Source organism: Acinetobacter sp. 778_lipA, from assembly GCF_058242985.1.
Genome location: NZ_JBZAYT010000001.1, coordinates 2,447,815 through 2,466,742, shown reverse-complemented (window position 1 = coordinate 2,466,742; position 18,928 = coordinate 2,447,815). Strand labels below are relative to the sequence as shown.

The 18,928-nt window shown below is 37.3% G+C and carries 21 protein-coding genes; 11 read left to right on the top strand and 10 right to left on the bottom strand.

The window, feature by feature from the left end; translation table 11 throughout:
• Window positions 1–443: 443 nt before the first annotated feature.
• The 5 genes from AC4CUY_RS11705 to AC4CUY_RS11685 form a co-directional block, all read right to left on the bottom strand.
• On the bottom strand, window positions 444–1,550 hold the full coding sequence (locus tag AC4CUY_RS11705) for a porin (protein WP_336950728.1): 1,107 nt from the start codon (window positions 1,548–1,550) through the stop codon (window positions 444–446).
• 221 nt (window positions 1,551–1,771) lie between these two features.
• Window positions 1,772–2,188, bottom strand: a complete 417-nt coding sequence (locus AC4CUY_RS11700; RefSeq protein ID WP_336950729.1) for an HIT family protein — start codon at window positions 2,186–2,188, stop codon at window positions 1,772–1,774.
• A gap of 28 nt (window positions 2,189–2,216) precedes the next feature.
• Window positions 2,217–2,483: a YARHG domain-containing protein gene (locus AC4CUY_RS11695; protein ID WP_004719576.1), complete on the bottom strand. Its 267-nt coding sequence runs from the start codon at window positions 2,481–2,483 to the stop codon at window positions 2,217–2,219.
• Window positions 2,484–2,564: 81 nt separating this feature from the next.
• The gene (locus tag AC4CUY_RS11690; RefSeq protein ID WP_336950730.1) at window positions 2,565–3,437 is read right to left on the bottom strand and encodes an NAD(P)-dependent oxidoreductase; all 873 of its coding nucleotides are present in this window, start codon (window positions 3,435–3,437) and stop codon (window positions 2,565–2,567) included.
• A 9-nt stretch (window positions 3,438–3,446) separates the two neighbouring features.
• On the bottom strand, window positions 3,447–4,538 hold the full coding sequence (locus tag AC4CUY_RS11685) for an alpha/beta fold hydrolase (protein ID WP_336950731.1): 1,092 nt from the start codon (window positions 4,536–4,538) through the stop codon (window positions 3,447–3,449).
• A 141-nt stretch (window positions 4,539–4,679) separates the two neighbouring features.
• Between AC4CUY_RS11685 and AC4CUY_RS11680 the strand changes: the two genes are divergently transcribed.
• The 9 genes from AC4CUY_RS11680 to trpB all read left to right on the top strand — a co-directional run bounded on the left by AC4CUY_RS11680 (window position 4,680) and on the right by trpB (window position 12,647).
• Window positions 4,680–5,867, top strand: coding sequence for an O-succinylhomoserine sulfhydrylase (locus tag AC4CUY_RS11680; RefSeq protein ID WP_490774143.1), 1,188 nt, complete (start codon window positions 4,680–4,682; stop codon window positions 5,865–5,867).
• Window positions 5,868–5,980: 113 nt separating this feature from the next.
• Window positions 5,981–6,310 carry a YbaB/EbfC family nucleoid-associated protein gene (locus tag AC4CUY_RS11675; protein ID WP_004719585.1) on the top strand — a complete coding sequence of 110 codons (330 nt, stop codon included), beginning with the start codon at window positions 5,981–5,983 and terminating at the stop codon, window positions 6,308–6,310.
• Between the two features lie 10 nt (window positions 6,311–6,320).
• Window positions 6,321–6,917: a recombination mediator RecR gene (gene recR / locus AC4CUY_RS11670; RefSeq protein WP_419359958.1), complete on the top strand. Its 597-nt coding sequence runs from the start codon at window positions 6,321–6,323 to the stop codon at window positions 6,915–6,917.
• Window positions 6,918–7,264: 347 nt separating this feature from the next.
• Window positions 7,265–8,407, top strand: coding sequence for a ribonuclease D (locus AC4CUY_RS11665; RefSeq protein ID WP_336950734.1), 1,143 nt, complete (start codon window positions 7,265–7,267; stop codon window positions 8,405–8,407).
• A gap of 181 nt (window positions 8,408–8,588) precedes the next feature.
• Window positions 8,589–8,894: a YcgL domain-containing protein gene (locus AC4CUY_RS11660; protein ID WP_336950735.1), complete on the top strand. Its 306-nt coding sequence runs from the start codon at window positions 8,589–8,591 to the stop codon at window positions 8,892–8,894.
• A complete protein-coding gene (locus AC4CUY_RS11655; protein WP_419359960.1) occupies window positions 8,887–9,300 on the top strand; it encodes a hypothetical protein in 414 nt (137 codons plus the stop codon). The genes AC4CUY_RS11660 and AC4CUY_RS11655 overlap by 8 nt, the downstream gene beginning before the upstream one ends.
• A gap of 20 nt (window positions 9,301–9,320) precedes the next feature.
• Window positions 9,321–10,172, top strand: a complete 852-nt coding sequence (locus tag AC4CUY_RS11650; RefSeq protein WP_336950737.1) for an AAA family ATPase — start codon at window positions 9,321–9,323, stop codon at window positions 10,170–10,172.
• Window positions 10,173–10,187: 15 nt separating this feature from the next.
• Window positions 10,188–11,375, top strand: a complete 1,188-nt coding sequence (locus AC4CUY_RS11645) for a vWA domain-containing protein (RefSeq protein ID WP_336950738.1) — start codon at window positions 10,188–10,190, stop codon at window positions 11,373–11,375.
• A 63-nt stretch (window positions 11,376–11,438) separates the two neighbouring features.
• The gene (gene trpB, locus AC4CUY_RS11640) at window positions 11,439–12,647 is read left to right on the top strand and encodes a tryptophan synthase subunit beta (protein ID WP_336950739.1); all 1,209 of its coding nucleotides are present in this window, start codon (window positions 11,439–11,441) and stop codon (window positions 12,645–12,647) included.
• Between the two features lie 686 nt (window positions 12,648–13,333).
• Here the strand turns inward: trpB and AC4CUY_RS11635 are convergent.
• From AC4CUY_RS11635 to AC4CUY_RS11625, 3 genes are all read right to left on the bottom strand, one after another.
• The gene (locus AC4CUY_RS11635) at window positions 13,334–13,765 is read right to left on the bottom strand and encodes a CBS domain-containing protein (RefSeq protein ID WP_004822228.1); all 432 of its coding nucleotides are present in this window, start codon (window positions 13,763–13,765) and stop codon (window positions 13,334–13,336) included.
• Between the two features lie 146 nt (window positions 13,766–13,911).
• Window positions 13,912–14,289 (bottom strand): DUF2750 domain-containing protein, encoded by a 378-nt coding sequence (locus tag AC4CUY_RS11630; RefSeq protein ID WP_336950740.1) that lies wholly within the window; start codon window positions 14,287–14,289, stop codon window positions 13,912–13,914.
• Window positions 14,290–14,468: 179 nt separating this feature from the next.
• Window positions 14,469–14,702, bottom strand: coding sequence for a hypothetical protein (locus AC4CUY_RS11625; RefSeq protein WP_004719607.1), 234 nt, complete (start codon window positions 14,700–14,702; stop codon window positions 14,469–14,471).
• A gap of 222 nt (window positions 14,703–14,924) precedes the next feature.
• Here AC4CUY_RS11625 and AC4CUY_RS11620 point away from each other — a divergent pair, with 222 nt between their 5' ends.
• Both AC4CUY_RS11620 and AC4CUY_RS11615 read left to right on the top strand, forming a co-directional pair.
• A complete protein-coding gene (locus AC4CUY_RS11620; RefSeq protein WP_490774142.1) occupies window positions 14,925–15,284 on the top strand; it encodes a hypothetical protein in 360 nt (119 codons plus the stop codon).
• Window positions 15,285–15,533: 249 nt separating this feature from the next.
• Window positions 15,534–15,860, top strand: coding sequence for a hypothetical protein (locus tag AC4CUY_RS11615; RefSeq protein ID WP_336950742.1), 327 nt, complete (start codon window positions 15,534–15,536; stop codon window positions 15,858–15,860).
• A 10-nt stretch (window positions 15,861–15,870) separates the two neighbouring features.
• On the opposite strand, the gene AC4CUY_RS11610 is transcribed toward AC4CUY_RS11615, so the two are convergent.
• Together AC4CUY_RS11610 and AC4CUY_RS11605 are read right to left on the bottom strand one after the other, a co-directional pair.
• Window positions 15,871–17,481 carry a M16 family metallopeptidase gene (locus tag AC4CUY_RS11610; RefSeq protein WP_483770927.1) on the bottom strand — a complete coding sequence of 537 codons (1,611 nt, stop codon included), beginning with the start codon at window positions 17,479–17,481 and terminating at the stop codon, window positions 15,871–15,873.
• A 13-nt stretch (window positions 17,482–17,494) separates the two neighbouring features.
• Entirely contained in the window at window positions 17,495–18,889 is a 1,395-nt protein-coding gene (locus AC4CUY_RS11605; protein ID WP_419359963.1) for a M16 family metallopeptidase, read from the bottom strand.
• Between the last annotated feature and the right edge of the window lie 39 nt (window positions 18,890–18,928).

Genomic DNA, 18,928 nt, shown 5'->3' with positions numbered 1-18,928 from the left:
GTAGGCGATGCCTCACTTTGTAGAGGATGCCAAACCTTGCGCTTCAAACAAAGCAGTGCTTTGTTTTTGCTCATGGGCGAGGGTACCACCTGTACCTCCCCCCAACGGCGACATCCATGTCGCCCCACAGTAGGATAACCGTCTATGATTCAAAAGTACAAAAAATGAATCGATAGCTAACAGTTTCTAGGAGTTCATACAAAACATAAATTTAATGATTTTTAGTTTTCGTTTAAGAAACTGTATGCCTATCCAATGATGAAATTGATGTTGCTAAATGACAGGTCTGTCATGGATGATTAAACGTATGTGCTATTTATAAAAATGCTGAATTTGTATTATGGTTACTTCATTAATGAATATGAATTTTATAAAATTAGTTTTTTATTGTTGAGTCGAAATAAAAACGGCAAGATGACTTACCGTTTTTATAAAGATTAGGATTAGAAGTTATATTCCATACCTAAGCCAATAACAGTTTTCTTTTTCTCTGGGGTAGATGTCGTTGACCAATCACGTTTTTGTTGACCAACAACACCATAGAAGCGAGCTTGTTTATTGATGTTGTAGTCTGCGCCAATTCCGTAAAGGTCTTGTTTACGATCATCACGCCCATCGAGTTCTGTTGTTGCAGAAATATATTCAGCTTTTAGCTTAATTGGTGTAGAAGGAATCGCATATGCAGCAGTGATGCCATAAGCATTTTCTTTCAAGCCTTTGAACGATGTTACTGTAGTACCAGAAGTGGTTGCAACAGTGTCATCAGTTGGTTTGGCTGTTTGCCATAATGCACCGAATACTAAGCCATCAAGACCCGCAGGTTTCAAGTCTACAGAACCTGTAACACGGATTGCGTCAGAGTAGATTGTGTTACTACCTAATTCAGAGTTATATGCATTATATTTAGATGCAACACCGAAGTTACCTGCAACAGCAGCAGCTAAACCGTAATCTTTGTTGTCATAAGTAAGTGAGGTAGAGATACCATCACCGAAACTATCACGACTACCTTTTTGGCCTTTAGCATCATTTTTTAAAGCAGATGATTCTTCACCTTGCTGGAACATGATGTTGAAAGCTAAACCAGCCAATAATTTTTTATCAGTTTCAAAACCGATCACGTTTTTTAAACGATCTTCACCAACTAAAATCGCAGTCATATCGAGTTCATTGTGATCGTTGAAGATATCTTGGTTGTTACCAGCAGCATTTTTGAAATATGAATCAAACTGACCCACTTTTAAAGTTGCGATACCGTCTGATTTAATCCCCACGAAACGGTTACGGTTAGTAAAAGCATCGCCATCACCATCAGCACTGATTTGCCATTCTGCCAAGTAAACTGCAGACAATTTATCTGTTAATTTCTCTTCGCCTTTAACACCAATGCGAGAAGCGTTAGAGTTTACTTTAGTTACGCTTTCGTCTTTAAAGCCATTATTATCGATTTGATCTAAAGTTACGTTGAATTTACCATACAATGTTGGCGCTGCTTGAGCTGCGCTTATGCTAAGGGTGGCGATTGCTGCAGCGAGTAGCACTTTTTTCATTGAGATTTCTCCAAAACATGTTCAATGGGTTTGCAGTTACTTTTTTTATTCAGTAAGTGTGGATTTGTGCACTACTTACTAACTTGCATGCAGTATCTGTAAACTTTGTTACATATCAGTGAAGAAAAAATGACAATTTAATGACGTGAATTTAACATTTATGTAATTTAAATAAAAAAATGAGGCCTGATTAGCCCCATTGATTCTAAAAAGATTTTTAATTAAGCCAGTGCAATCTTAATTTTTTCAGCAAACCCTTTAATTTTTTCCTGATCACCCATTTGAATAGCGTGACGACCTAATTCATGCACCGAGCTCGGAATTAAATGAAAGTGTACATGAGGTACGGTTTGTCCAGCAGAAGCCCCAGAAAGTTGCATCAATACAATACCTTGAGTATTCAAAGCTGTTTCAATTGCTTGCGCTATTTTTTGCACAATCTTGATTGTATAAGCTGCAATTTCAGGATCTAAGTCGAGCAATGTGATAGCAGGAGCCTTCGGAATAATCAGAGTGTGCCCATCGGCTTGCGGCATGATATCCATAAATGCAAGCACATGATCATCTTCATAAACTTTAATTGCAGGAAGTTCACCACGTAAAATTCGTGCAAATATATTCTGATCATCATAAGCCATGTTTATTTCCTTGAAAGTGTGAATGTGATTATTTACAGTTCAATTCTTTCTGACGTTCCTTGATAGAGTCAAGTTTTTGCTGCTCTTTTTCAGAAAATTTAGGCTTACTTGTATAACAATTGTCATTATTATATTTTGCTTTTGCTTCAGGATCTTTAAAACAGAACCCTTTTGATGCATAAATGACATTGTAATCATCTTGCAATTTTTTACATTCTTGGGTGTTATCAGCAAAAGCGTGACTAGCGACTAAAATAGATAAACTAGAAAGTGTAGCAATTACATATTTATTCATGATACGACCTCGAAATTGACATATTTACATGTCACTTAATCTGATTATAAGGTTTAGTTGTGATTATTCAATGACGAAAAATTAATCTAATGTAATTTTGCTCCATGATTCATACATTTTTACGGCGGTAGAAAAATCGCTATCAGGCTCTGAAAGACTATTGGCTACGGTAATTAAGCTTTGTGTTAAACCAAGAATAGGTGCTGATAATCTTGCATCACGAACTAAATCAATGGCAATACCGGTATCTTTTGCCAATAAGGGTAAAGCAAAGGTCAGTGGAAAGCTACGATTGAGGATACGTTGCGGTAGTGCGGTTTCAGTCACACCACTTTTACCACTGGATGCATTGATACAATCAAGTGCTTCATTTAAATCTACTCCATGTGCTTTCAGTGTGGTAAATCCTTCAGCAGCCGCACATAAATGAACCGCCATCATCATATTATTTACAGCTTTTACTGCAAAGCCTGCACCTGAGTCACCAACACGTTTAATTAATTTACCCATCGCTTGCATTGCAGGTAGGGCAATTTGAAACGCTTCTGCCGAACCGCCGACCATGAAGGTCAGTGTTGCATTTTCAGCGCCAATGGTTTGACCACTTACAGGTGCATCCAAAAAGTGAATATTATTTTTGAGAAGATACTCAGACTGTTTACGCGCAGCATCAGGTACACCACTGGTACAATCGACCCAAATCGCGCCATTTTTGATCTTTAAATCTTGGATTAAATCATCAATATCTTGGCTAGTCGGTAAACATGAAAAAATAATATCAGCTTGTACTGCTTGATTAAGTTCGACCGCTTGAGTACCAAACTGAGTTGCATGTTGCTTAGCCTTTGCAAAATTTCGATTCCATACATATACGGTATCAAAATATTTGGGTAAATGTGCTGCCATACGATAGCCCATTGCGCCTAAACCAATAAATGCAACTGTAGTCTTCATATCTATCTCTTAAATTTTTGTCGATCTTTGTTCTAACCATCTGGACAGAGTAGGCCAAAATTCATCTGCACTTTTTTGACTAGACATTAGCCCTAAATGTCCCCCAGGAATAAGAGTAAACGTGACATCACTACTCTTTGTCAATTCACTTAAAGGCTTAACTGCATCTGCGGTGACCATTTGATCATTTTTTCCAGCTCCAATCATCAGTGAACAGTCGATATTTCTAAGTTCAATTTTATGGTTACTGAGCTGAATTGCCCCATTTTTCAGTGGATTTTGCAGCCAAACATTAAATAACATGTCTTGATTGACACCACCGGGGTAATCCACCATGTGATTTAAAAAATTTCCAAGGGTGGCGTGTTCATGCAAGAGTTCTTTGTCGTCTAAATTTAGCAACAATTGTTTATGACCCTCATACCAACCCTTTGGATCTAAAATCTTAAAACCAATGGCATTGAGTAAGCCGGGGGTATGTATCAGTTTTTTCGGTAAACCACCTTTATATAAAGTATCTTTCAGTTTTTGACTCTTTATAATCAAATTATTTATTTTTTGATAAAGTTTACCAATGCCACCCGAGGCGTAACTGTCAATTGGACTGGCCAAGATAATTAAGTTTTTAACATAATTGGGTTGGCGTAATGCCGTGTAAAGTAATACAAAAATGCCAGCCATACTCCACCCATGAAGGGATATTTGCTCACTTTGAGCATGCTCTCGAATTTTATTAATGCATAACGGCATGGCTTCATCAATAAAATATAAGAAGTTTAAGTTGCGATCTTGATAACTGAGTTTTCCCCAGTCCAATAGATAAACATCATAACCTTGTTCAGTAAAATATTTAATGAGTGAACGATAAGGGTAGAGATCATAGATTGCCATATTGATAGACAATGGTGCTGTAAAAACCAAAGGTTCCTTAAATTTTTTTTCAACAGCTGCATAGTAACGCACTTTGGTTTGATGATGCTCTGCAATAATTTTATAAGGGGTACTTTGAGATAAAACCAATGACTTACCATTGAAGATACGTGTGGTTAGATTCTTCAATTTGGATTTGCGCTGTTGGAACTTAGCTGATACTTGTGTCATAAGCGGTGTTTGTCTCATTTTTATGCAGATTTAAGCGAAGTGTATGTGATAATTTACGATTTTACCTTGACCTTAAATACATAGGACGCTCAAAATGTTGGCAATATTTTACAAAGGCAGTTTTTGGACTGAGTAGTTGAAATGAGCCAGCACGACGACATTGAATACCAACTTGATACTTTAGCGATTCGTACAGGTCATACACGCAGTTTTGAAGGTGAACATAGTGAGCCGATTTTCCTCACTTCGTCATTTGTGTATGAAAATGCAGCGGAAGCAGCAGCAAAATTCTCTGGTGCTGAACCAGGCAATATTTATTCACGTTTTACCAATCCAACAGTAGCAATGTTTGAAACGCGTTTAGCTGCACTCGAAGGTGGTGAACGGGCTGTGGCAACAAGTTCGGGTATGGCTGCCATTATGGCAGTTGCAATGTCGTTCTTAAAAGCAGGTGATCATGTGATTTGTTCGCGTGCTGTTTTTGGTTCTACTGTTGCATTATTTGAAAAATATGTCGCCAAATTTAATGTCGCAGTGACTTTTGTTGATTTAACTGATTTAACAGCTTGGCAAGACGCGGTTCGTCCTGAAACTCGCTTACTGTTTGTTGAGTCACCTTCAAATCCCTTGGCTGAAATCGCTGATATTCAAGCACTATCAGATTTAGCACATGCAAATGATGCTTTATTGGCTATCGATAACAGTTTTTGCACACCAATTTTACAGCGCCCATTACAATTTGGTGCAGATTTAGTGATTTACTCTGCCACCAAATATCTAGATGGACAAGGTCGTGCACTGGGTGGGGCTGTGGTCGGAAATCACAAATTACTTGAAGAAGTATTTGGTTATGTTCGTACCGCTGGCCCATCGATGAGTCCATTCAATGCATGGGTCTTTTTGAAAGGTTTAGAAACCTTAAAACTACGCATGAAAGCGCATTCTGAAAGTGCACAAAAAATTGCCGAGTGGCTGGTTGCTCATCCAAAAGTGGAAAAGGTTTATTTTGCTGGATTAGCAGACCATGTTGGGCATGAGTTAGCAGCCAAACAACAAACTGGTTTTGGCGGAATCGTTTCTTTTGAAGTGAAAGGTGAGCGAGAAGGAGCATGGAAAGTTATTGACCACACACAATTTATCTCAATTACAGGCAATTTGGGTGATGCTAAGTCAACAATTACCCATCCTGCGACAACGACTCATGGTAAGCTTTCTCCTGAAGCTAAAGCAGCAGCGGGTATTCGTGAAGGTTTAATCCGTTTGTCTGTTGGCTTAGAAGATGTCGATGATATTATTCGTGACCTTTCTCATGGATTAGATTTAATTTAAGATAAGCATAATTTGTGAAAGAGTTTGTTTCATTTTCTTCTAGGCATTTAAAAAAACTAGTCATGAAAGTGCAAGACAGAGATTTAATTTAGGACTTTTGTTCGGAGTATTTTATGAACATTAATATGCTTATGCAGCAAGCGCAACGTATGCAGAAAGATATGGAAAGCAACGTTAAAAAGGCAAAAGAACAACTTGCCCAAACTGAAGTGAATGCTGAAGCTGGTGGCGGTTTAGTAAAAGTAACAATGACTTGCCGGAATGTTGTTAAGCGTATCGAAATCAGTCCAGATTTGTTACAAGACGATCCAGATATGATTGAAGACTTGATAGCAGCAGCAATGAATGACGCGGCTCGCCAAGCTGAAGTTATTACAGAAGCGAAGATGAAAGAAGCTAATTCAGGTATGGGTTTACCACCAGGTCTTTCAGGTTTGTTCTAAGGAATCATAGGTGTTTAGCGACCGTTTTGACCAACTCGTACAAGCTTTACGAATCTTACCTAGTGTTGGGCCGAAATCGGCTCAACGTATGGCACTCCATTTGATCATGAAAAATAAAGAAGGTGCTATTGGTTTGGCGCATGCGCTAAATGAAGCAACCTCTTATATTCATGAGTGTAGTGTTTGTCATTCTTTAACTGAAAATGAAGTCTGTGATATTTGTTGCTCAAATGATCGGGATGATCAACTGCTTTGTGTGGTTGAGTCCCCAGCAGATGTGATGGCAATAGAGCAGTCTGGTAGCTTTAGAGGAAAATATCATGTACTTGGTGGACATTTGTCGCCTTTAGATGGTATTGGTCCTGAAGAGATAGGTATTCCATATTTAGTGCAACGTTTAACTGATGGTAAAATTACTGAAGTAATTTTAGCCACCAATGCAACTGTAGAAGGGCAAGCGACTGCACATTATCTTGTAGAAGCAACAAAACATTTGTCTTTGCAAATGACACGAATCGCACAAGGTGTTCCACAAGGTGGTGAATTGGAATATGTGGATAGTCATACATTAAGTCAGGCTGTTCATAATCGTATGCAAATGAAATAGTGATCTTAGGTTTTGTAGCATTTAGAGTTTGTTGGGCTTGGATGTTTAGCGCAAATGCGATAACGATTAAAAGATCAACAAACTCTGTTTAATTTAAAAATTATTTACATTCATTCTAAATTTTTTATGTACACTCAAGCTAAATCAATGATTAGCCTGGTTATTTATTACTTTAAAATATGCTTTTATTAAGTTGTAAAACCTATATATAAAATAAATATTCACAAGAAACTTTATTGAAAAATAAGGTGTTTACGGAGAATTAGTTTAAAAATATTATATTTAAATTTTATATATTAAGGTAAAATCATATTTCATTTGAATGTAACATTTTGACTTAAACTGACATGTTTCAATTTATTAATCAACAGACCGATCTCGAACATGTGTTGAATTTGATGCAACATACTTCGACTTATGGTCTAGATACTGAATTTATTAAAGTCGACACACTTTGGCCAAAACTCGGTGTATTCCAAATTAATGTCAATGGTCAAGTATTCTTGCTCGACGGTACAACTCTAAATTTAGATCAATTTTGGTTTGAGCTTTTTAAAGCACAGCAAAATGTTTTTCATGCCTGTGGGGAAGATATTGATTTAATTTATCATTATGCAGATAAAAAAAACCTAAATAATGTGTTCGATACGCAAGTTGGGCTGTCTTTTTTAGGCCATGGTCTACAAGTCAGTTATCAAAATGCTTTGAAATTAGTCTTAGATATCGATATTGATAAAGATCAGACACGTTCAGATTGGTTGGCTCGACCACTAACGGATGAGCAAATGAATTATGCTGCTAATGATGTTTTATACATTATGCGTCTGGCTGAAAAAGTAAAAGCTGAATTGGTCGAAAAAAGTTTATACTCGCATGTGCTTGAAGATTGCCAAAATTTGACCTTTGAAATTGCTTCTGAAACCCCGAAAGACAAATTGTATTGTGATATTGGTAATTACCGTCATTCCAGAAAACAGCTAATGCAATTGCAACAGTTGAGTGTTTGGCGTGAAGAAATGGTTAAAGCACTGAATCAACCGCGTAGCTTTATTCTCAAAAGTGCCACAATGATTGATTTAGTTGAAGTCAATCCAAAAAATAATTTTCAATTGTCTTCTGTTAAGGGGATACGTCCCAATATTGTTCGTGAGCATGGAAAAACAATTTTAGATTTATTGAAATTCCTGCCTGAAACAGATGAGTGGCCACTTCGTATTGCTCGCCCAATCAAACATTCATCTCAGGGAATCACGGTTGAAGTAGATGAGTTGATTTCTCAGGTTTCATTTGAAATGCAAGTACCCAAAGAAGTACTTATGCGTAAAAAATGGCTGAATGCCTTGTATCATCATGTGGTATTTCATGGTAATGAGCAAGATTTACCTGGGTATTTACTGGGATGGCGCTATGAATTGCTCACTCAGCCGCTTATCCATTTACTACAAGAAGATATTAAATTTTTAAGTATGCAGATGAAAGTAAATGAGTGATTGGAACTGGTTCTTTTGAGCTATTGTTTAGGGGAATAATCTTCAAGACTATTGCGTTACTATTGATCAAAGAATTAGCAATTGAACCTAAATAACGACTGATGCGTTAACTTTCGATAATGTCTCCATTGTTTTTTTCATGTATGCTGTCAACTAAGTTTTACTGAAGCTGTTGTTTAAAATGCATTGTGATATTTATAAATCGAGCAAAAAAGATGAAATGTATCTTTATGTGGCTCGTCCAAATCATCCAAATAAAGATGAAAGTGCAGATCCCTTAGCGGCTCTTTCTGAGCCTCTACGTATTGCCTTTGGTCGGGCTACGCATGTAATGCATCTTGAACTAAGTGAAACTAGACCATTGGCACGTGTAAATGTGTTACATGTAATCGATTCACTTAATACAAAAGGCTTCTTTATTCAAATGCCGCCAGAAGGTTTAATTAACCCAAATGCGGTTGAACCAGAGGGACTACGTGGTGCTTGATCAGTTATCAGGAATATGGGCAAATTTTTTAGATCTATTTGATTCTATCCCAGAAGATAATATTGCAATATCCGTCTATATTCTTGGGACGCTGTTGATTTTATGGTGCTGGTATTCGATTTCAAAGCGATTGCCATCGCCACTTGGCGGTATTACATGGATCATTGTATTTGCCGTTCTAGCAACCCCGACCATTTCTGAAGGACCAAACTCAGCGATTGCGCCAGCAATTTTTGGACTGTTATTTGGTATTCTTACCAAGGATTCACCATTGATTTGGTCAAATCTTGCCTTAATTACATTTGTTATGGGTATTGGTTTAGTCATTGGATTTTTTTGGTCTAAATACAAAACTACGAAAAATGCCCAAGCAAGCGCTGTAGCAAAAAATATTTCACCACTTTAAATAAAAAATAAAGGTAAGTTATGTCTGTAGATTCTCAACAATTCACAGGTACTGAACAGTATATCGCAACGGATAGTTTAAAACTGGCTGTAAAAGCAGCTCGAGCATTGCAAAAGCCATTATTAGTCAAAGGCGAACCTGGTACAGGTAAAACCTTATTGGCTGAACAAGTTGCTGAGAGTCTAGGCCTTAAATTAATTACTTGGCATATTAAATCTACAACCAAAGCACAGCAAGGTTTGTATGAATATGATGCAGTTTCTCGTTTACGTGATAGCCAGTTGGGTGATGACCGTGTTTACGATATTAAAAACTACATCAAACCAGGTAAGTTGTGGGATGCATTTACCAGCGAAGAGCGCTGTGTATTGTTGATTGATGAAATAGACAAAGCCGATATTGAATTTCCAAATGACTTGCTACATGAATTAGACAAAATGTCATTTTTTGTCTATGAAACAGGTGAGACCATTACTGCAACTCAACGTCCGATTGTGATCATTACTTCAAATAATGAAAAAGAACTGCCAGACGCGTTTTTACGTCGTTGTTTTTTCCATTATATTGAATTTCCTGATGAAGAAACGATGCGTGAAATTATCGCAGTTCATTTTCCTGATATCTCCGGAACACTGGTTTCAGAAGCATTACAAGTCTTCTTTAAATTACGCCAAGTCCCTGGCTTAAAGAAACCTCCTTCAACATCTGAATTAATTGACTGGTTAAGCTTGTTAATGGCAGATGATATGCCTGAAGACATTTTGCGTAATCATGATAAATCAAAAGCGATTCCACCTTTATATGGCGCATTGATTAAAAATGAGCAAGATGTACAGTTGCTTGAACGCTTAGCCTTTATGTCACGTCGTTAATGAGGAGATCGCAACATGTTTGTGCGATTATTTTATACCCTCAGGAAATATGGTGTTCCAGTTTCAACACGTGAACTCATTGATCTCAACCAGGCAATTAGTGAAGGATTAGTTTTTGCCGATCAAGATGATTTTTATCAATTAGTAAAAACAGTCATGGTCAAAGATGAACGCTTCTTTGACAAATTTGACCGTGCCATGAAAGATTATTTTGAAGGTATTCATACTTTTGATATCGATGATCTGCTCAGTAAAGTTCAAAAACTTCCCAAAGACTGGTTTGATTTAGAGTTACTTGAAAAACATTTAACACCAGAACAACGTGCTGAATTGCTGAAAGCAGGTTCGCTTGAAGAACTGATGAAGATGTTGGAAGAGCGCTTGCGTGAACAACACAAAAAACATCAAGGCGGCAACCGTATGGTTGGCACAGGTGGAACTTCACCGTTCGGTGCTTTTGGTGACCATCCTGAAGGCGTGAGAATTGGCGGCCCGAGTCGTAAAAATTCAGCTGTAAAAGTTTGGGAACAGCGTAAGTTTCAAAATTTGGATGATGAACAAATTTTGGGTACTCGACAAATGCAAATGGCTTTACGTCGTTTACGTAAGTTTGCTCGTCAAGGTGCTGCAGAAGAATTAGATATTAACAGCACTATTTATGAAACTGCCAAACAGGGCATTCTAGATGTACAAATGGTGCCTGAACGGCGTAACCGTATTAAAGTTTTGATGTTGTTTGATGTGGGTGGATCGATGGATTCACACATTGCGCAATGTGAAAAACTGTTTAGCGCGGCAAAAACTGAATTTAAAACTTTAGAGTATTTCTATTTCCATAACTGTCTATATGACTATGTGTGGAAAGATAATCATCGTCGTTCGTCTACCCGCATGAATACATGGGATTTATTTAATACCTACGGGAAAGACTATCGTGTAATTGTGGTAGGTGATGCAAGTATGGCACCTTATGAGCTGAAATCGGTTGGTGGTTCTGTCGAATATATGAATGATGAAGCTGGGGATGTATGGTTACGTCGCTTACGCAATCATTTTGAAAAAACAGCATGGTTAAATCCAGAAGAGCAAGGTTACTGGCATTACACGCAAACCATCGCACTTATTAAACAATTATTCGACGATCATATGTTTCCAATGACCCTTAAAGGTATTGAGGATATGACGAAATATTTGTCACGATAAATTATTCTCAAGCAAAGTTGTTATTCATAAATTCAACGGCTAATTTATTAAATAGGGAAAGAAATGGATCATCAAATAAATGGTATTGCATTACCAAATGAACAAGGCTTTTTTGGTGAATATGGTGGTCAATTTATTCCACCTCATTTAAAAGAAGCAATGGATGAAATCAATATTGCATATGAAGAAATTCGTAAAACGCCTGAATTTCAAAATGAATTGGCTGATTTATTTGCCAATTATGTAGGTCGTCCTAGTCCTTTATACCATGCAAGACGCCTTTCTGATCAATTGGGTGGTGCACAAATCTATTTAAAGCGTGAAGACTTAAATCATACAGGCGCACATAAAATTAACCATTGTTTGGGCGAAGCTTTGCTTGCCAAATATATGGGTAAAACCAAAGTAATCGCAGAAACAGGTGCTGGTCAACATGGCGTTGCACTTGCAACAGCGTGTGCTTTGGTCGGCATTCCATGTGAAATTCATATGGGACAGGTGGATATTGAAAAAGAGCATCCCAATGTCGTGAAAATGAAGATTTTGGGTGCAAAACTGGTTTCAGTCACTCAAGGTACTGCAACACTCAAAGATGCTGTAGATAGTGCATTTGAAGAGTATTTAAAAGATCCTAAAAACTTTATTTATGCGATTGGTTCTGTGGTTGGACCGCATCCTTTCCCAAAAATGGTACGTGATTTCCAATCTATTATTGGCAATGAAATTAAAGTTCAAGCCCAAGATCGCTTTGGCGCACAACCTGATTATGTAGTTGCATGTGTAGGCGGTGGCTCAAATGCAATTGGCGCATTCACTGCATTTTTAAATGATGCAGAGGTTAAACTTGTTGGTGTGGAACCAGCAGGTCATGGTCTGGATACTCAACAGCATTCAGCAACATTGACTTTAGGTAAACCAAGTCAGATTCATGGTATGGCATGTTATGTGCTTGAAGATGAACAGGGCGAACCCTTGCCTGTGCACTCGATTGCATCTGGTTTAGATTATCCAGGTGTAGGCCCTCAACATAGCTTTTTAAAAGATTTAGGCCGCGTGGATTACTCTACAGCAACCGATCAAGAGTGTTTAGATGCGTTTATGACCCTTTCACGAATAGAAGGGATTGTTCCTGCATTAGAAAGTTCTCATGCTGTGGCGTGGGCAATTCGCGAAGCGCCTAAATTAGCGAAAGAAATTAAAATTGTTGTAAACCTTTCTGGACGTGGTGACAAAGATGCCGACTATGTTGCTGGAAAGTTAAATCTAAACTGATTAAAAATTGATTTGATCTAAAAACCTAGCATTGGCTAGGTTTTTATTTTGTCGTTAAATTTGAAATTCAGGTTTAGCTTCTACTTAATGAACTAAATTGTTTATAGCTATATTAATTAAAGACATGCAACTCAAAATAGATGATTATTTGTAATATATTAAAATAAAAAAATTTGATATTTTATAGCTAATCTGTAAAAAACTCAGACATAAGAGTAGAATTTCTATTAATTAATATTCAAATAAATCAATTGCATGAGAAAAATAATTTATTTGAATATAAACACGCTTGCAATGCCACACCATACATTCAAAGCTTAAATGCCTTTGCGTAGGCGATGCCTCACTTTTCGTAGGAGTTGCTAAACTTTGCGCTGCAAACCAAGTAGTGTTTTGTTTCTGCTGATGTTAGGCGAGGGGTACGTCCTTTAGGTCCCTCAACGGAAACATCCTAGTCGCCCCTTAGAAGGATAACCATCTAGGGTTCAAAAATACCCAAAATGAATTGATCCCCCAACAGTTTTTAAAAGTCCATACAAAAAATGTGCTTCATTTCTGATCAATGACTTGATGGAAGTCATTTGTTTGAATAAATAGGCAGTTTTGATTATAACTTAGCTGTTAGTTTTCTAAGCACAAGAAAAAACCCTCCACATGGAGGGAGGGTTGTATTTTTATAATTTAACTTAACCTGAAATATATTGTCTTAACTGTTCAATCAATTTTCTTTGATCTTCCATCGTAGCTTTGACTAAATCGCCAATAGAAACAAACCCAACCAGTGTTTCGCCTTCAATTACAGGTAAATGGCGTAGGTGTCCGTCAGTCATTAAATTTAAACATTCTTCAACGGTATGGCCACGGGTCACAGAAATCACTCTAGAGGTCATAATTTCAGCGACTGTTGTATGGTCAGATGTACGCTGCATAAGCGCAATTTTACGTGTATAGTCGCGTTCAGAAAGAATTCCAACGACCTTTGTATCTTGAGTGACAACCACAGCACCAATACCTTTGTTTGCCATAAGTGTAATGGCTTCTAATACTGTGGCAGAGGGTGAAATCGTATAAATTTCACGACCAATCTTATCTTGGATTACTTGTGCTACTGTCGTCATAATTATTCTTCCTTTTCTAGGGTACTTACCAATCTGCACACCTTTAAATTAACTGTATTTTTTAACTTTGCAAATACTTGGCAGTCATAAAATATAAAGTTTATTTTTTACAACAATTTTAAACCGATAAAAATATATCTTCGCCTTTAAGTCGTTTGAAATTGAACATGACTATGAAAAAAGAAATGTTCCATTTGAGACGTTGAGAGTTTAAATTTTCGAGATGAAGAATTAAACAATGCTGGCATGATATTGAGCCGTGTTAACGTGGGTAACAGCGAGTCTCTAAAATCTTTAGGTGTTATTCTACGTGGGGTGTAGTGGGGCCAATGAATCTTTGCATACTGATGGGCTTGAACAGCATTTAGCCAAAAAGGAAAATAAACTTCATTTGAACCAGACTTCATTGCCCAGCCATCATGGTAAAGTCCCCAAAGTACACCACAATACATGAGTGATTTTAAAATAGAAATTTTAATAAACAATTCATTCGAAATGGGCTGAAGATGAATATACTTTTTCATAATTAATAATCTTATTTAGTACATTGCCTATTGTAGTTGAAATTCTTATAAGAACTGTTGGTGCTTTATGCTCAATCGTAAGCATTTATTAAAACAATAAAAAATGTATTGAAAACGTAATGATTTATTAAAAAATAAAAATGATAGGGCAAAAAAAACGCCACCTAAGTGACGTTTTATTATGCTTGCATGGTTGCCATCTTTTGCCAATATTGGGCTTTTAGAGAATCACGTTCAACGCGGAAACCTTGGTAGTAAAGTTCTGCAAGAAACATTGCAGCTTTACCATGGCCAGCCTTCGCCGCATCTTCTAATGCTTTTACTGCTTCTACAAAGTTCATTTCACATTGGATTGTATTTACAGCATCTGCATAAACATGTTCTAAGTCTTGGTGAGAGATCTGATGAATCATATATAACTCCTTATTGTAATTATGATCTTTTAACATAGCTCCCCAACGGAGCTTATACTTAACTAATCTAACTTAACTTTATTAAACTAATATTACAATTAGCCTTGTTTGTCAAGTGATTTGAAATCTATGCTTGACGAAGATAAGATTACATGATTAAACATTAATCAGAAATAATATTTATTAAAATCAATATGAGAATTAAGACAAAGGGAGAGCAAAATGACAAACACTATAGATGGCTTTATTTTTGATGTACCCGCTGCTGAGTCTCAGATCGTAGAATTAGCTCAGTATCACCGTAAACAACTGGATGAGGCAATTTATCATCATGAAATCCATCTTGGGGATTATTGTTTAGCCCAGCGTAAACGCGTGTACGATTATACCCGAAACTTAAATCCAGTGCAAAAAGCAGGTTTTTACCGAATCTATGATGGCGAATTGAGGCGTCTTGCTGATGATGATGATTTGCACCCTGCGCATGCAGAGGGTGGAGTGAGTATCTTTGCTGTCAGCATTGCATTGGCAATTATCGCGATTATTTTGTATTTCGCATTCTTACGTGCAACGATCCTTTAATTGGTACTAATATTGAAGTGATTCACGAGTTGCTTAACTTTACTCAAGCCCTTTTCTTGAATATGAGAAGAGGGCTTAAACTTTCATCTCTACACGCTATGATATCTATGCTGGGATTATTAAGCGCTGTCGTACTATCTATCAATTTTGATCTTAAAGATCATCTTACAACCGATCTTCAGATGTCTTGAAGAAAGCCCTATATTTTTATGGTCAGGATGATAAACTATCTGTAATTAGAGGTAGTTCATGCAAAAATTCAAAGATTATTTTCAAAAATTATTCTATTCATTCCCTGTGGAAAAAATCTTGAATTGTTTTGTTGCTGTAATCATCGCATTGATGATTTTTCTTGCAATACTGGCTTTAACACGCCCAATTAATCCAAATCAATACAAATATGTTTTGCAATATTCACAACAAGCAAGCAATCCAAAGACACAAAAGATTGCCAATCAATTACGCAGCCAAGATCGTATTTATGTGGTTGAATATTTACGTCTATTACGTGCCTACCATTTTGAAAATCAACAAGTAAAACGATATCCAGCTGTGGATAGTAAAGATCCGCAATAATGGATAATATTTATTTGACTGATCCAGCTTGCGTACGAATAGTTTTTTGAATGATCAAAGTCGGGACATCCGGCATGGTATGCGTATCCATTTGCTGGTTTTGATTTGAACTGGATTGCTCTGGGGTGGTTAAATCAGCCTTCAACATGTCTTTTAACGCATTCTGATCCAGTATCGGTGCAACAACAACCAAAGTGAGACGGTCTGCACGAAGATGTTTTTGAATAGCTTTTTGAACTTGTTTGGTGGTAACTTGACTCAATTGCTTTTGATATTGGGTTAAATAATCCGCAGGAAGTTGATAAAAGCCAATCGATGCGATTTGTGCATTGATATTGGCATTGGAGCTGAAGGTCATTGGGAAAGAACGTAACATGCCTTCCTTAGTTTCTTCGAGCTGTTTTCTTTGTATTGGATTTTTTACAAAATCGCGTAAGGCCTGATGTGTAACTTTGATACTCTCCATCAATTGATTTTGTTCAGTGGAATAACTCAAGCTGAAGAAACCTTGAGCCAATGTGGAGGTCAAATTGCTATAAGCTCCATAGGTATAACCCCGTTTAACTCGAAGTTCTTTCATTAAAATGGAATTAAATCCACTTCCGCCAAACATTTGATTGGCGACTTCTAGTGCAACACGATCTGGATCACTGCGCTGAATCGCCAAGTGTCCCATCATTACGTTGGCTTGGGTTGAGTTAAACGGGATGTAATGGATATTAAAATCATCTTGATCTTGTGGTTCAGGAAGTGCTTGTGCAGCTTCACCTTGGGTGAGGTTTTGACTGATTAAATTGGCCAGTTGAGTTGCATCGGCTGAAGTTAAATTACCAGTAATAGCAATATTCATGTTTTGGGCAACAAGCAGTTTTTGTCGATACGCTCTAAGTAGTTCTGGAGTAATTTTTTTTAGGCTCCCATTGGTGCCAACAGTGGGCTCGGCATAAGGATGTTGTCCATACAGAGCACGATAAAAGCGAATATTCATAATCCGACTTGGATTTTCTTGAATTTGCTTCTGCCCAACTTTGGTATTGTTTAATACAAGATTTAAACCCGATGGATTAAATTGTGCATGATTCAGCACATGTAGCATGGTATTGATGGCAGGGTTTAATTTTTCAGGATCTGATAAGACCCGAAGTCGGACGACAAACATATCACGGTACGCCGTAACACTAAATTGAGCACCTAATCCTTCAAATGTTGACGCAATTTGTTTTGCTGTATATTGATCTGTCCCTTCAGTGATCAGCTTGGCTGCCATATTTGCCATACCATACAAGCCTTTTCCTAGTGCTTCATCTTGTGACGAACCTGCATTAAAGGTGAGTTGAATATCCACAATAGGCAGGTCGGTGGCTGAAACAAAAAGTGTCCTGACTTTTTGGTTGTTGGAGAGGTCTTGAACAAATGGCGCTTGATACAGTTGATGTTTATCTAAATTTTTTAAGCTTTGTAAGGTCGAATTTGCTTTAAGTGTTGAATCATCTACAACAACCTCCGTTTCATCATGATTGTCTAATTCAACCTCCGCATGGTTAAGGGGGGAGTAGAGTAAGCTGATGAACACAAACAAGGGTATTTTTATCGAATAGGTCGAGAATGGATTAAAATTCATGAGAGATCCTTTTTTATTCTTTTGTACTTTCAGGCATTAAATACAAACTACTCAGATTGGCTTTGACAAAATAAATATTGGCAATTCGTTGTAAATCTTGTGGTGTCACTTTGTCATAATGTTTAGGTAATTCATCCATTAAACGAAAACTTAGGCCATTTACTTCCAAATTCCCAATCATATTGGCTTGTCCACCAATATCATCCTGACTATAGATTAAATTTGAAACGAAGTTGTTTTTGACACGATCGAGTTCAGTTTGATTGACCAATTCTGTTTTAAATAAATTCATCTCTTTTTCAATCGCTTTTTGTGCCTCATCCAGAGAAACATCATCACTTGGGATCGCGGAGATCATAAATAAACTGTCGCCACGATTATAGGGGTCATAACTGACACTGATTGCGGTCAGCACTTTCTTATCTCGAATCAGACGGTCTTGTAAACGAGCGGAGATTCCGCCATCCAGTAAGGACTGGATAATGGTTAGTGCGTAGGCATCTTGTGGGTTTTTTGCTGTGGCAATGGATTTGACATTCCAAGCCATAAATAAGTTGGGCACTTGTACTGGCAACTGCACTTCCATATGCCGATACCCCATTCGGTCAAACTCTAAAACATCATTACGGTCTGGAAGTTCCTTTTTGGGAATTGCTGCAAAATATTTTTCAACTTGTTTAAGTGCCTGTTCTGCATTGACATCTCCTACAATGACTAAAGTCGCATTATTGGGCGTGTACCATGTTTGATACCAATGTTTAAGATCATCCAGACGAATATTCTGTAGGTTTTTCATAAAGCCAATCACAGGTTGACGGTGGTGACTGGTTGGATAGGCGATCCATTTAAAACGTTCGTAGGCTAGATTTCGTGGATTATCATCTGTCCGTTGTCGTCTTTCCTCCATAACCACTTTGATTTCAGGATCAAAGTCTTGTTGTTTGAGGACCAGATTTGTCATACGGTCTGCTTCAAGTTCCAAAGCCAATGGAAAATACTTCTTGGGGTAAAGCTGATAATAGTTGGTGTAATTTGTATATGTGGCAGCGTTGGTGCGGCCACCATAAATACGACTTAAACGTGCAAACTCATCATCTGGAACCTTTTTAGTTCCTTTAAACATCATATGTTCAAGTACATGGGAAATACCAAGCACATTACCAGACTCATCACTACTGCCAACACCATACCAAATTTGAGTCATGACAATTGGAGAGCGATGATCTTCTCTGATAATCACTTTTAAACCATTTTTAAGTGTGGTTTCGAAAGTAGTCCTTGAAAGTTGGCTTTGAGGTGCTGCCTGAAGTTGAGTATTTATCGTGCTTAATGATAAAAAGAAGATTGGCGCAATGATAACTTTGGATTGTCTAAGAAGATTAAAGAATCTAGATTTCAGAATATACACAGATAACCCAAAAAATTATTTTAAATTTAGAACTATTCT

What these genes read in the sequence shown, in the direction of transcription:
- AC4CUY_RS11705 (WP_336950728.1), bottom strand. Translation starts at nt 1,550, where the DNA reads ATGAAAAAAGTGCTACTCGCTGCAGCAATCGCCACCCTTAGCATAAGC.
- AC4CUY_RS11700 (WP_336950729.1), bottom strand. Translation starts at nt 2,188, where the DNA reads ATGGCTTATGATGATCAGAATATATTTGCACGAATTTTACGTGGTGAA.
- AC4CUY_RS11695 (WP_004719576.1), bottom strand. Translation starts at nt 2,483, where the DNA reads ATGAATAAATATGTAATTGCTACACTTTCTAGTTTATCTATTTTAGTC.
- AC4CUY_RS11690 (WP_336950730.1), bottom strand. Translation starts at nt 3,437, where the DNA reads ATGAAGACTACAGTTGCATTTATTGGTTTAGGCGCAATGGGCTATCGT.
- AC4CUY_RS11685 (WP_336950731.1), bottom strand. Translation starts at nt 4,538, where the DNA reads ATGACACAAGTATCAGCTAAGTTCCAACAGCGCAAATCCAAATTGAAG.
- AC4CUY_RS11680 (WP_490774143.1), top strand. Translation starts at nt 4,680, where the DNA reads ATGAGCCAGCACGACGACATTGAATACCAACTTGATACTTTAGCGATT.
- AC4CUY_RS11675 (WP_004719585.1), top strand. Translation starts at nt 5,981, where the DNA reads ATGAACATTAATATGCTTATGCAGCAAGCGCAACGTATGCAGAAAGAT.
- AC4CUY_RS11665 (WP_336950734.1), top strand. Translation starts at nt 7,265, where the DNA reads ATGTTTCAATTTATTAATCAACAGACCGATCTCGAACATGTGTTGAAT.
- AC4CUY_RS11660 (WP_336950735.1), top strand. Translation starts at nt 8,589, where the DNA reads ATGCATTGTGATATTTATAAATCGAGCAAAAAAGATGAAATGTATCTT.
- AC4CUY_RS11650 (WP_336950737.1), top strand. Translation starts at nt 9,321, where the DNA reads ATGTCTGTAGATTCTCAACAATTCACAGGTACTGAACAGTATATCGCA.
- AC4CUY_RS11645 (WP_336950738.1), top strand. Translation starts at nt 10,188, where the DNA reads ATGTTTGTGCGATTATTTTATACCCTCAGGAAATATGGTGTTCCAGTT.
- trpB (WP_336950739.1), top strand. Translation starts at nt 11,439, where the DNA reads ATGGATCATCAAATAAATGGTATTGCATTACCAAATGAACAAGGCTTT.
- AC4CUY_RS11635 (WP_004822228.1), bottom strand. Translation starts at nt 13,765, where the DNA reads ATGACGACAGTAGCACAAGTAATCCAAGATAAGATTGGTCGTGAAATT.
- AC4CUY_RS11630 (WP_336950740.1), bottom strand. Translation starts at nt 14,289, where the DNA reads ATGAAAAAGTATATTCATCTTCAGCCCATTTCGAATGAATTGTTTATT.
- AC4CUY_RS11625 (WP_004719607.1), bottom strand. Translation starts at nt 14,702, where the DNA reads ATGATTCATCAGATCTCTCACCAAGACTTAGAACATGTTTATGCAGAT.
- AC4CUY_RS11620 (WP_490774142.1), top strand. Translation starts at nt 14,925, where the DNA reads ATGACAAACACTATAGATGGCTTTATTTTTGATGTACCCGCTGCTGAG.
- AC4CUY_RS11615 (WP_336950742.1), top strand. Translation starts at nt 15,534, where the DNA reads ATGCAAAAATTCAAAGATTATTTTCAAAAATTATTCTATTCATTCCCT.
- AC4CUY_RS11610 (WP_483770927.1), bottom strand. Translation starts at nt 17,481, where the DNA reads ATGAATTTTAATCCATTCTCGACCTATTCGATAAAAATACCCTTGTTT.